The organism is Psychromonas sp. Urea-02u-13 (genome assembly GCF_002835995.1).
Classification (GTDB): domain Bacteria; phylum Pseudomonadota; class Gammaproteobacteria; order Enterobacterales; family Psychromonadaceae; genus Psychromonas.
Genome location: NZ_PJBZ01000040.1, coordinates 139,990 through 152,678, shown reverse-complemented (window position 1 = coordinate 152,678; position 12,689 = coordinate 139,990). Strand labels below are relative to the sequence as shown.

Here is a 12,689-nt window from a genome sequence, read left to right as displayed (position 1 = left end):
CCCGGCTAAAAGACGACTGGGATGACGGAGTTCTGCATAGATAAACTAGCGATTCTAGCACTGAGATCCCGGCTAAAAGACTACCGGGATGACGGGCCTCTGCGTAATCGCAATTACTTAGCAAAAACCACGGTTTTTTTACCGTACAAGAAAATTCTATGTTCAATATGACAACGTACTGCCCTCGATAGCGTTTGGCATTCAATATCACGCCCTTTAGCGGCTAAATCCTGTGGCGAATAACTGTGGTCAACGGTTTCGACACCTTGGCTAATGATTGGACCTTCATCGAGATCGTCACTGACATAATGCGCTGTAGCTCCCACAAGTTTAATACCGCGTTCATAGGCTTGGTAATAAGGTCTTGCGCCTTTAAAGCCGGGTAATAATGAGTGATGAATATTAATCGCTTTACCGGAAAGCTTTTTGCTCATTTCATGAGAAAGCACTTGCATATAACGCGCTAATACCACTAAATCGGCTTCACAATCGTTAATGATTTTAGCGACTTTGGCCTCTTGTTGTGGTTTTGTTTCTTTACTAATAGGCAAGTGGTAATAAGGAATATCATGCCATTTAGCGAGCGCTTCTAAATCAGGGTGATTAGATATTATCGCGGGTATTTCGATATTAAGATCCCCCGTGCGGTAACGATATAACAAATCATTTAAACAATGATCGTGCTTTGACACCATGATCACCACTTTCGACTTATACGGGCTTGAGGCAAGGTTCCACTGCATTTCAAACTTGTTCGCGCGTGGTGAAAATTCGTTGCAAAAATCTTCTCGATTAAACTCGGCAGCCGTATCGGCTCTAAATTCGATACGGATAAAAAATCGCTGTTCATCGGTATCATCAAAGGAGTGAATATCATTAATATAAAACCCTTTCTCAAACAAAAATCGTGTCACTACATCCACCGTACCGGTCTGGCTAGGACAATCAGCCGTAATAATATGGGTTTGTACTAATGGTGTAGGCTGTACGTTAGAGAGTGGTTTGATATCGGGCATTTTCGATCCTTTATATTAATGTAAAAAGCAGCTAAGTCTGAGTATTCAAACTTAAAGAGTTTTATTATTATCGGAATTGAAACTTGTTTTGGGCTGACTCAAATTGAGTGCATCAACTAAACAAGGCGTATTAGAAAAGCATTTACAACAGGTACATTAAACAGTGTCAGAAACAAAAAAGGCGAACCTATATTGGTTCGCCTTTGCTTATACCCATGTGACCCCAAGATGCAAAGTCAGCAAGACAAATTGTGCCGAGATACCAGGCAGAAAATTGAACCTTTCGAGAGATTAATAAAAACACATAAATCCTCTATCGGTAGAATAAACATAAACACGTTAATTCCTTACTAGTTATTCTAAGTCGAAATTTGATAACGACGTAGATCGGTACAAGTTGCCTTGCCCTACGGGGCGCAAGCTCGAAAACCAGCTCGGTGTTACAACAATCAAAAAGTGAATAACAATAATGGATTAAAGTCTTTTTTTTAATCCCACCGTTAGAAGGTTCACGTAGTTAACGTTCGATAGGTTACCTCATGTTGTGCCTTGCCCTGATTATCGAGCTTGTGCCTGACAAAGCATCTTGAGGTAACATGGGTATAACTCATTAAATTTTAGAAGATTAATCTTCTACGTAATTTTCAATACTTGGGCACGAACAAATTAAGTTACGATCCCCAAATACGTTATCTACGCGATTTGTAGAAGGCCAGTATTTCGAATCTTTAGTGTGAAGCGACGGGAAACACGCTAACTCACGTGTGTAGTTATGGTCCCACTGTGCATCCATTAAATCCACTTGTGTATGCGGTGCATTCACTAATGGGTTGTCCGCTAATGTCCATTCGCCATCTTCTACTTGCTGCATTTCGTGACGGATTGCGATCATCGCATCACAGAATCTATCTAGCTCGCCTAGGTCTTCTGATTCCGTTGGTTCAATCATTAACGTGCCCGCTACAGGGAACGACATGGTTGGCGCATGGAAACCGTAATCCATCAGGCGTTTTGAAATATCTTCACCTGAAATACCAGAGGTTGCTTCAATCGGACGAATATCAATAATACATTCGTGCGCGACACGGCCTTCTTTACCAATGTATAAAACAGGGAAATGAGGACGTAAACGCTCCATTACATAGTTGGCGTTTAATATCGCCAGCTTAGTGGATTCGGTTAAGCCTTGTTCGCCCATCATGGCAATGTATGCGTATGAAATAGGTAGAATAGACGCTGAGCCTAACTCGGCAGCAGAAACTGCGTAATGTTTGCTATCAGCAGATTCTGTGACTTCGATATGTCCTGGTAAGAACGGGATCAGATGCGCTTTAACACCGATAGGTCCCATACCTGGGCCACCGCCACCGTGTGGAATACAGAATGTTTTGTGTAAGTTAAGGTGTGAAACATCTGAGCCGATGAAACCCGGGCTGGTTAAACCAACCTGTGCGTTCATGTTTGCGCCATCAAGGTAAACTTGACCGCCTGCGTCATGTACCCAATCACACACTTCTTGAATCGCTTCTTCGTACACGCCGTGTGTTGAAGGATACGTGATCATGATGCACGATAGATTTTCACGGTGTTTTTCGATTTTTGCTTTTAAGTCAGCATGGTCGATATTACCTAACGCATCACAGCCAACCACGACCACTTTCATCGAGACCATCGATGCGGTTGCTGGGTTTGTACCGTGTGCAGAGCTTGGGATTAAACAGATATTACGATGACCTTGGCCATTGCTTTGATGGTAACGCTGAATCGCGATTAATCCTGCGTATTCGCCCTGTGCGCCTGAGTTTGGTTGTAGTGAGAAACCATCGTAACCGGTTATTTCACATAACATGGTTGATAATTTCTCAGCCAGTTCTTGGTAACCAAAGCTTTGCTCTGTCGGTGCAAAGGGATGCATCTGTCCAAATTCAGGCCAAGTAACAGGTAACATTTCAGCCGCTGCATTTAGCTTCATGGTACAGCTTCCTAATGGAATCATACCGTGGGTTAATGAGTAATCTTTGTTCTCTAATTTTTTCATGTAACGCATCATTTGCGTTTCACTGTGATGCGCGCTGAAAACAGGATGCTGTAAGTATTTACTCTCACGGCGACAGCTTGCTGGAATGCCTGCAAATTCATCACTTGCCACTTGTGTCGTTAAATCAGCCACTTTTAATGCTGTGCCCGTAATCGCTAATAATAAGTCTTCAACATCTTGTGCTGTGGTTGTTTCATCAAGGCTAATACCTAATTGTACAGGCATGTTATCTGGTGTTGGGAATTTACGTAAGTTCATGCCTTCGGCTAATACACGATGATAAATCGCTTTACTGTGTTCATTAGTATTAATCGTTAAGGTATCAAAGAAGTGTTCGTTTTCAAGTTCAATGCCTTCAGCGCGTAAACCAGCTGCTAATATAGCGGTGAAGTGATGTACACGACGACCGATTTTACGCAGACCTTCAGGACCATGATACAAGGCATAAAAAGCAGACATATTGGCTAATAATGCTTGTGCCGTACAGATGTTCGATGTCGCTTTTTCGCGGCGGATATGTTGCTCACGTGTTTGCATTGCCATACGCAGTGCAGGTTTGCCTTTGCTGTCTTTAGACACGCCAATAACACGGCCCGGCATGGTACGTTTGAATTTGTCTTTAGTTGCCATGAAACCCGCATGTGGACCACCAAAACCCATCGGCACACCAAAACGTTGTGCGCTACCGATAACCACATCGGCGCCCATTTCACCCGGCGCTTTTAATAGCGTTAAGCTTAATAGGTCAGAAGCCACGGCCACTAAGGTCTTTTTAGCATGTGCGCTTTCAATCACATCGGTTAAGTCTTGCACGTTACCCGTGGTGCTTGGGTATTGTAAAATAGCACCAAATACATCGTGAGAATCTAGCTCTTCAACCGTGCCTGTGATGATGTCGTAACCGATGTATTCTGCACGCGTGCGGATAACATCGATAGTTTGTGGGTGTAATTGGTTGCTCACAAAAAAGGCGTTACTTTTGTTTTTGCCGGCACGTTTACACAATGTCATCGCTTCAGCAGCGGCCGTTGCTTCATCTAATAAAGAAGCATTAGCAATTTCCATTGCTGTTAGGTCCATGATCATTTGCTGATAGTTAAGCAGTGACTCTAAACGTCCCTGTGAAATTTCTGGCTGGTAAGGCGTATAAGCGGTGTACCAACCTGGGTTTTCTAATACGTTACGTAGCACCACATTTGGCACAAACGTGTTGTAATAACCTTGACCGATAAAACTACGGTTAATGACGTTTTTCTCGGCGATTGTTTTTAACGAAGTGAGCATATCAGCTTCACTTAACGCTTCAGCTAGCTGCATTTTTTCAGGCGAGCGGATAGCCGCAGGCACGGTTTGCTTTATTAGCTCATCAATACTGCTTAAACCAATGGTTTCTAGCATTATTTTCTGTTGCGCTAAATCTGGGCCGTTATGGCGTGTCGCGAAGTCGTTGTTATCACTTAATGAATCAAGAAACGTAGCATCAGTCATGGTTCTTCCTAAACGAGGTTATTTGTAATTATTAACACTTCTTAATATGAGGTGTTTAACAAACTGACAGTAAATGTTCAGGGCTAAGCCATTTAGGTCTAATTCAAGGCAAAAAAGCGCAGTTTAGTCGTTTAAATGAGCATTTTTTAACGAAGAAGTAGGCTTAAATGGCAACGGCCTGAGCATTTACTTAAAAAAAGCGCAGAGAATCTGCGCTGATATTATTGGTTTACTTAGTCTTCATCTTCTTCGTTAGCGGCCTGATAATCTTCATTTGATAACAGGTTATTTAACTCGCTTTCATCACTCATTTTGATTTTTACAATCCAACCTGCTGAATAAGCTGATTCGTTGATTAACTCAGGGCTATCTTCTAGCTCTTCATTAATTTCAATGATTTCGCCCGTTACCGGTGCGTATAAATCAGAAGCGGCTTTTACTGACTCAACTAACGAAAACGTTTCACCCGCTTCCACTTCATCGCCAACTTCAGGTAAATCAACAAATACCACGTCACCCAAGAAACCTTGTGCTTGGTTAGAGATACCCATAGTGATAGTACCGTCACCGTTATCAAGTGCCCATTCGTGCGTTTCAGAAAATTTTAATGTGCTTTCCATGTGTGATCCTTAATTGTTGTAATGATTGAATTGATTGTCTGCCAGTGTCTTGTTCAATATTAAGTTACTTTTGTTAACGTTATGCGAGCGCAGGAAAAAGAGTGCATAAGGTATTATTGGCACTATTTTCTACGTAATCATTTCCTGTGTTTCCTATAGTGGAAATTAAGCGCAAGGCTTCCACTCTCAACAAAAAACACACCACAAAAACATAACTCACTGATAAATAACAAAATATATCGCAATTGCATTGATCGCGCTAACCATTAACGTGATCTAGCCACTGAATTTTGTTTATTATATGGTCATTATCTCTTTGTGTTTAGTCATAAGTTTCCAAAAGGAAATATTGTTGCAGAAATGTTAAGTTGATCGGTTTTTCGCCAAGTAATTTTATTTTTGATAGTTACTATGTAATGCAATAAAGAAGGAAGTGTTATGAACGATGCTAACCAAGCAGAGGGTGATTCAATGAAAATCACCACGCCACCACAAGATGTTTATCCTTCAATGACCGTGAGTCATGGAGATGGCGAGAATAAAATCGCACCGATTAAACTCGGACAACGTTTAAAAGAGATCCGTAAAACATTGGGTCTGACATTAGAGGAAGCGAGTCAAAAAACAGGTTTAGCCCGTTCAACGCTTTCAAAAATTGAAAATGAACAAATTTCACCGACTTTTCAAGCGATGCAAAAACTGACCAGTGGTTTACAAATTGATATACCACAACTGTTTGCGGTGCCTAAACAGCTCTCAGCAACAGGTCGTCGTGATATTACTCGGTTTGAAGAGGGGAAAACACACCCGACATCAACCTATGAACACGAATTATTAGCAGTACAACTGACCAATAAAAAAATGATGCCATTTAAGTCATTAGTGCGTGCCCGTAGCTTTGAGGATTATTCAGGCTGGATACGTCACGATGGGGAAGAGTTCTTATTAGTCTTAGAGGGGGAAATCACCTTCTTTTCTGAATTTTATGAACCCGTTAACTTAAACAAAGGAGATTCAGTTTATTACGATGCCAATATGGGTCATATGCTGATTTCTGCGAGTGAACAAGATGCGCTAATTCTATGGGTTACTGCCTCTTAACGTGTGCATGCTCAGGTCGTCGCCATTTAATATTAATAGCACTTCGATTAATTCAAAGGTGCAAATACAACACATCATCTTATGGAGTATTAACCAATGACTGAACAACTGTTAACCACCCCGCTACACGCTTTGCATCTTGAGGCTAGCGCTAAAATGGTGCCTTTTGCAGGCTACGATATGCCAGTGCAATACAAACTAGGTGTGAAAAAAGAGCATTTACATTGCCGTGCGCAAGCCGGTTTGTTTGATGTTTCACACATGGGTCAACTGCGTTTAATTGGCGAGAACGCTTCTGCCTTTATGGAAACCTTAGTGCCTGTTGATATTATCGACTTACCTGCAGGTAAACAGCGTTATGCCTTTTTCACTAATGAGCAAGGCGGTATTAGTGATGATTTAATGGTCACTAACTTTGGCGATCATCTCTTTGTTGTTGTAAATGCGGCCTGTAAAACACAAGACATTAAACATATTCAAGCAACATTACCGAGTGATGTGCAATTAGAAATCATCGAAGACAGGGCTTTACTGGCATTACAAGGTCCACAAGCGGCGACAGTGTTAAGCAAATTAAATCCAGCAGCTAACGATATGGTGTTTATGGATGCACTTAAATTAGACCTTGCTGGTGTTGAATGTTATGTCAGTCGTTCAGGTTACACAGGTGAAGACGGTTATGAAATTTCAGTACCCGCTGCACAAGCCGATACATTAGCGCGTCAATTATTAAGCGATGATGCCGTTGAGTGGATTGGTTTAGGCGCACGTGACTCGCTACGTTTAGAATGTGGTTTGTGTTTATACGGACACGATTTAGACCCAACAACCACGCCAGTTGAAGCAAGCCTATTATGGGGCATCAGTAAAAATCGTCGCAGTGATGGAGAGCGCGCAGGTGGTTTTCCGGGTAGCGATTTAATTCTGGATCAAATCAAAACTAAAAATGTAACACGTAAACGCATTGGTTTAATTGGCCAAAGCAAAGCGCCAGTACGCGAAGGCACTAAGTTGTTTGATGCAGATGACAATGAAATTGGCATCGTGACAAGTGGTACTTACGGACCTTCAATTAAAAAACCTGTGGCAATGGGGTTTGTAACACTCGCTTTTACAGCAATTGATACTGAAGTGTTTGCCGAAGTACGTGGTAAGAAATTAGCCATGACAGTAAGCAAAATGCCGTTTGTTGCGCAGTCTTACTTCCGCGGTTAAGCAATAACAACACACTTTAAACGCGCGCTTATAAAAAGTGAGTGCGACAAAAAGGGATACAAACCGTGATAATCAGGTTTGTATCCCTTTTTTGTTAGCCAGTATTAAGCAAACAGCTGGTTTTTAGCGATAGGGTTCAAACACGCTTCCAGTTCTTCCTCTGTTGTTGGCATCATGCCCAGTTCAAAGGTTCTGTTAGATCCCAACATATAAGCACTCGTTTCACCATGATCGTGATGAAACCATTTTCCGTGAAGACTATACCCAAGTTACTTCAATATGCTTTGTCAGGCACAAGCTCGATAGGCAGAGCAAGGCACAACAAGAGGTAACCTATCGAACGTTAACTACGTGAACCTTCTAACGGTGGGATTAAAAAAGACTTTAATCCCTTATTGTTATTCACTTTTCGATTGTTGTAACGCCGAGCTGCCATGGTTGAATAATAAGCGAGCTTACGCCCCGTAGGGCAAGGCAACTTGCACCAATCTACGTTGTTATAAAATTTCGACTTAGAATGACTAGGCTTCAATTTTATGCCTGGCATCTCGGCACAATTTGCCTTGCTGACTTTGCATATTGAAGTAGCATAGGTATATATCCGTATAACATTTTGGCTGCATCAATAATTTCATAGTTATCCCTGTCTGTTTTTATACTAGTGAATAATAGAGTCGCTCTTTTCGTTAACATGCTATTAACGCTTTTGAATCCCCATAAAAACCGATTCAGCCATAAGACGCGTTGATTTAGATCAACCCGACGAATTAGTAAACAAATTGTAACCAGTTTGTGGCGACGAATGTGAACTCACGACAATAAACATAACCCGCGCATAATTGATGCCAAAACGCACTAAGATAAATTCAAAAGCCACTATAAATCATAAAAACATGAAGCAAATGGAATTTATGAGTTTTAGTTATTTAATTTTTTTTTCTTCATTGAAGGCAGATTTATTTTGTAAAAAGTGTTTGCATTTCATTACAAACATAGCTGACCTACGGACAAATGTTAGTGACTACCAACATCTTTTTTTATACGCAATTTATCCACAAATTATCCACGGAAAGATTAAAAATATTCACTTGAAAAAATGCTCAAACGCGTTATCTTGTGCCTCCTCATTTAACACAACACTACATGTTGTGTTTAAAATGAACAAATCACACAATTTACAAACAACCCTGTATTTGTTACATGGTTGTTATTCAACTTCTAAAAGTATTCGGGAAGGTAGTCATAATGAATAAAAACCTGTTTGTTACTAAACGTAATGGCAAGAGAGAGAGTATTGATCTCGAAAAGATTCACCGCGTCATCACATGGGCGGCCGAAGGCCTTAATAACGTTTCTGTTTCACAGGTAGAGTTAAATTCTCATATTCAATTTTATGATGGCATTCGCACCGATGATATTCATGAAACGATCATCAAAGCAGCTGCTGACCTTATCTCTGAAGAGTCGCCAGACTACCAATATTTAGCAGCGCATTTAGCGGTTTTCCACCTACGTAAAAGAGCCTACCAGCGCTTTACACCACCGAGTGTATTTGAACATGTGAGCAAAATGGTTTCCAAAGGGAAATATGATGCACATCTGTTAGAAGATTACAGCAAACAAGAATTTGAAGAGATGGATACATTCATCGATCATAATCGTGATTTGAACTTCTCTTACGGTGCGGTAAAACAGTTGGAAGGTAAGTACCTTATTCAAAACCGTGTAACCGGTGAAATTTACGAAAGCGCACAGTTTTTGTATCTTTTAGTGGCAGCGTGTTTGTTCTCAGCGTACGACAAATCAACACGTCTTGATTACGTTAAACGTTTTTACGATGCGACATCACAATTTAAAATCTCACTACCTACGCCAATTATGGCCGGTGTGCGTACACCAACACGTCAATTTAGCTCATGTGTATTAATTGAAACAGGCGATAGCTTGGATTCTATTAATGCAACATCAAGCGCCATTGTTAAATACGTGTCACAGCGTGCGGGTATTGGTATCAATGCGGGCCGTATTCGTGCAATGGGCAGTACTATTCGTGGTGGTGAAGCATTCCACACGGGTTGTATTCCGTTCTACAAGCATTTCCAAACAGCGGTAAAATCTTGTTCTCAAGGTGGCGTTCGTGGTGGTGCAGCAACGGTTTTCTACCCAATCTGGCATTTAGAAGTAGAATCGTTATTAGTCCTTAAAAACAACCGCGGTATTGACTCTAACCGTGTTCGCCATTTAGATTATGGTGTTCAATTAGGTCGTTTATTCTACCAACGTTTGATCGACAAAAAATCAATCTCATTATTCAGCCCTTCTGATACACCTGGGTTATATGATGCTTTCTTTGAAGACCAAGATGAGTTTGAACGTTTATACAACCTTTACGAAGGTGATGATTCAATTCGTCAAAAAAGCATTCCAGCTGTCGAGCTTTTCTCGCTGTTAATGCAAGAACGTGCAAGTACTGGCCGTATCTACATTCAAAACGTAGATCACTGTAATACACACAGCCCATTTGATAGTAAAGTTGCGCCGATTCGTCAAAGTAACTTATGTCTTGAAATTGCCTTACCAACGAAACCATTGAAACATATAATGGATGAAGAAGGTGAAATTGCGCTGTGTACGCTTTCAGCACTTAATTTAGGTGTAATCAATGAGTTAGATGATTTAGAAGAGCTAGCAGAATTAACAGTACGTGCGTTAGATAATCTATTAGATTACCAAGACTACCCAATTAAAGCGGCTGAAAACAGCTCAATGGCGCGTAGAACACTGGGCATAGGCGTGATTAACTACGCTTATTACTTAGCGAAGAATGGTGTTAAATACTCAGACGGCAGTGCAAACAACTTAACGCACAAAACCTTTGAAGCGATTCAGTTCTACTTGTTAAAAGCATCAAACAAGTTAGCGATTGAGCGTGGCGCTTGCCCTAAGTTTAATGAGACTCGTTATTCTCAAGGTATTTTACCGTTAGATAATTACAAAAAAGCAACGGATGCTATTCATAGCGAACCTTTGCATCATGATTGGGAAACACTGCGCGCTGACATCGTTAAGCACGGTTTACGTAACTCAACACTTTCTGCATTAATGCCGTCAGAGACGTCTAGTCAAATCTCTAACGCAACGAATGGTATTGAGCCCCCACGTGGCTTTATCAGTGTTAAAGCAAGTAAAGATGGCATTTTGAAGCAGGTTGTTCCTGAATTTGATAAATACAAAGATAACTATGAGCTATTATGGACAATTCCTAATAACAAAGGTTATTTAGAGTTAGTTGGTTTGATGCAAAAGTTTGTTGACCAAGCTATCTCTGCTAATACAAACTACGATCCTAAACGTTTCGACGATGGTAAAGTACCAATGACTAACCTGTTAAAAGACTTGTTAGTGGCTTATAAAATGGGCGTTAAAACATTGTATTACCATAATACCCGTGACGGCGCAGATGATGAAAAAGTGATCGAAGATGATTGTGCTGGTGGCGCTTGTAAAATATAAGCGAAACTAACAGCTACGGGCTACGAGCTACGAGCTACGAGCTACGGGCTACGGGCTAGAAGCTACGAGCTACGGGCTACGGGCTACGGGCTAGAAGCTAGTTACTAGCGATTAACACATAATAATAAAATACTGATATTTGGAGCATTTAATGGCTTATACAACTTTCTCTACCATTGCTAATGACGCAATGAAAGAACCTATGTTTTTTGGTAACCCAGTAAATGTGGCACGTTACGATCAACAAAAATTTGAAGTGTTTGAAAAACTAATTGAAAAACAACTGAGTTTTTTTTGGCGTCCTGAAGAGATTGATGTAAGTCGTGATCGCATCGATTTCATGAACCTGCCAGACCATGAACAGCATATTTTCATCTCTAACTTGAAATACCAAACACTGCTTGATTCAATTCAAGGCCGTAGCCCGAACATGGCATTATTGCCGATTGTTTCACTGCCTGAATTAGAAACATGGATCGAAACGTGGTCGTTCTCAGAAACGATTCACAGCCGTAGTTACACACATATTCTGCGTAACCTCTTTACTGACCCAAGTGAAGTGTTTGAAGATATCGTGACTAACGAAGAAATTCAAAAACGTGCGACTGATATTGCAGGTTATTACGATGCCTTAATTCATGCAGTGCAGTTCATGCAACTACATGGCTTAGAGCAAGACAAGGTTGAGTATTTCAACCTTGAAGGCAACCAAGAAAAATTAACACTACGCACGATTAAAAAGAAACTTTACCTGTGTGTTTGCTCTATCAATGCATTAGAAGCGATTCGTTTTTACGTTTCATTTGCTTGTTCTTTTGCTTTTGCAGAGCGCGACTTATTAGAAGGTAATGCAAAAATCATCAAGCTAATCGCACGTGATGAAGCATTACACTTAAACTCGACACAGCAAATTCTTAACCTTTGGGCTGACGGCAAAGACGATCCTGAAATGGCAGAAATTGCATTGGAATGTTTTGCTGAAGGTCGTGAAATCTTCTTAGAAGCGGCTGCACAAGAAAAAGAGTGGGCACAATACCTGTTCAAAGATGGATCGATGATTGGTCTTAATGAACAAATCCTTTGTCAGTATGTTGAATACATTAGTAATATACGTATGCAAGCGATTGGTTATGAAGCACCTTTTGAAGTTAAAACGAATCCTATCCCATGGATTAATCACTGGTTAGTGAGTGATAACGTACAAGTTGCACCTCAAGAAGCAGAAATCAGCTCTTACCTTGTTGGTCAAATCAACAGTAAAGTAAACAGCGACGATTTGAGCTCATTTGAGTTATAAAAAACATGGCTAACACACTGACTGTTGATGGTATTGAATATCCACTAGATACACAAAAAACCTTGCTTGAGAACTTAGAATCTCACGCAATAAAAGTGGAATTTCATTGCCGAGATGGTCATTGTGGCGCATGCCGTTGCGCGCTATTGGAAGGTGGCGTTGAATATGTCACTTACCCAATGGCCTATGTACGCGATAACGAGATTTTAACCTGCTGCAGTAAATCCTCTCAAAACATTAAAATAGCCACCTACTAAACGCTCAAAATATACTCCATAATAAGTAGCCTCTGTGAGTTTACTCACAAAAAAATATCTCCATTAAAGAAGATTCAACGACAAGTAACCATAAAATATCAAATGCCTTATACTTTAAGTATCTGCAATTTTTGGAAACCCACG

At 40.7% G+C, this 12,689-nt stretch carries 8 protein-coding genes; 5 read left to right on the top strand and 3 right to left on the bottom strand.

The features are described 5' to 3' along the window. Positions 1–113 precede the first annotated feature (113 nt). The 3 genes from purU to gcvH all read right to left on the bottom strand — a co-directional run bounded on the left by purU (position 114) and on the right by gcvH (position 5,162). Positions 114–1,016 (bottom strand): formyltetrahydrofolate deformylase, encoded by a 903-nt coding sequence (purU, locus tag CXF74_RS03755; protein WP_101081059.1) that lies wholly within the window; start codon positions 1,014–1,016, stop codon positions 114–116. Positions 1,017–1,641: 625 nt separating this feature from the next. Then, the gene (gene gcvP / locus CXF74_RS03750; RefSeq protein ID WP_101081058.1) at positions 1,642–4,542 is read right to left on the bottom strand and encodes an aminomethyl-transferring glycine dehydrogenase; all 2,901 of its coding nucleotides are present in this window, start codon (positions 4,540–4,542) and stop codon (positions 1,642–1,644) included. A gap of 233 nt (positions 4,543–4,775) precedes the next feature. Continuing rightward, positions 4,776–5,162, bottom strand: coding sequence for a glycine cleavage system protein GcvH (gene gcvH, locus CXF74_RS03745; RefSeq protein ID WP_101081057.1), 387 nt, complete (start codon positions 5,160–5,162; stop codon positions 4,776–4,778). Between the two features lie 438 nt (positions 5,163–5,600). On the opposite strand from gcvH, the gene CXF74_RS03740 reads away from it, so the two are divergent. The 5 genes from CXF74_RS03740 (at position 5,601) to yfaE (ending at position 12,545) form a co-directional block, all read left to right on the top strand. Next, positions 5,601–6,263 carry a helix-turn-helix domain-containing protein gene (locus CXF74_RS03740; protein WP_232772430.1) on the top strand — a complete coding sequence of 221 codons (663 nt, stop codon included), beginning with the start codon at positions 5,601–5,603 and terminating at the stop codon, positions 6,261–6,263. 96 nt (positions 6,264–6,359) lie between these two features. Continuing rightward, positions 6,360–7,478: a glycine cleavage system aminomethyltransferase GcvT gene (gcvT, locus tag CXF74_RS03735; RefSeq protein WP_101081056.1), complete on the top strand. Its 1,119-nt coding sequence runs from the start codon at positions 6,360–6,362 to the stop codon at positions 7,476–7,478. Between the two features lie 1,245 nt (positions 7,479–8,723). Continuing rightward, positions 8,724–10,991, top strand: coding sequence for a class 1a ribonucleoside-diphosphate reductase subunit alpha (gene nrdA, locus CXF74_RS03730; RefSeq protein WP_101081055.1), 2,268 nt, complete (start codon positions 8,724–8,726; stop codon positions 10,989–10,991). Positions 10,992–11,142: 151 nt separating this feature from the next. Beyond that, positions 11,143–12,288: a class Ia ribonucleoside-diphosphate reductase subunit beta gene (nrdB, locus tag CXF74_RS03725; protein ID WP_101081054.1), complete on the top strand. Its 1,146-nt coding sequence runs from the start codon at positions 11,143–11,145 to the stop codon at positions 12,286–12,288. Positions 12,289–12,293: 5 nt separating this feature from the next. Beyond that, positions 12,294–12,545 carry a class I ribonucleotide reductase maintenance protein YfaE gene (yfaE, locus tag CXF74_RS03720; protein ID WP_101081053.1) on the top strand — a complete coding sequence of 84 codons (252 nt, stop codon included), beginning with the start codon at positions 12,294–12,296 and terminating at the stop codon, positions 12,543–12,545. Positions 12,546–12,689 lie beyond the last annotated feature (144 nt).

What these genes read in the sequence shown, in the direction of transcription:
- gcvT (WP_101081056.1), top strand. Translation starts at nt 6,360, where the DNA reads ATGACTGAACAACTGTTAACCACCCCGCTACACGCTTTGCATCTTGAG.
- gcvP (WP_101081058.1), bottom strand. Translation starts at nt 4,542, where the DNA reads ATGACTGATGCTACGTTTCTTGATTCATTAAGTGATAACAACGACTTC.
- nrdA (WP_101081055.1), top strand. Translation starts at nt 8,724, where the DNA reads ATGAATAAAAACCTGTTTGTTACTAAACGTAATGGCAAGAGAGAGAGT.
- CXF74_RS03740 (WP_232772430.1), top strand. Translation starts at nt 5,601, where the DNA reads ATGAACGATGCTAACCAAGCAGAGGGTGATTCAATGAAAATCACCACG.
- nrdB (WP_101081054.1), top strand. Translation starts at nt 11,143, where the DNA reads ATGGCTTATACAACTTTCTCTACCATTGCTAATGACGCAATGAAAGAA.
- purU (WP_101081059.1), bottom strand. Translation starts at nt 1,016, where the DNA reads ATGCCCGATATCAAACCACTCTCTAACGTACAGCCTACACCATTAGTA.
- gcvH (WP_101081057.1), bottom strand. Translation starts at nt 5,162, where the DNA reads ATGGAAAGCACATTAAAATTTTCTGAAACGCACGAATGGGCACTTGAT.
- yfaE (WP_101081053.1), top strand. Translation starts at nt 12,294, where the DNA reads ATGGCTAACACACTGACTGTTGATGGTATTGAATATCCACTAGATACA.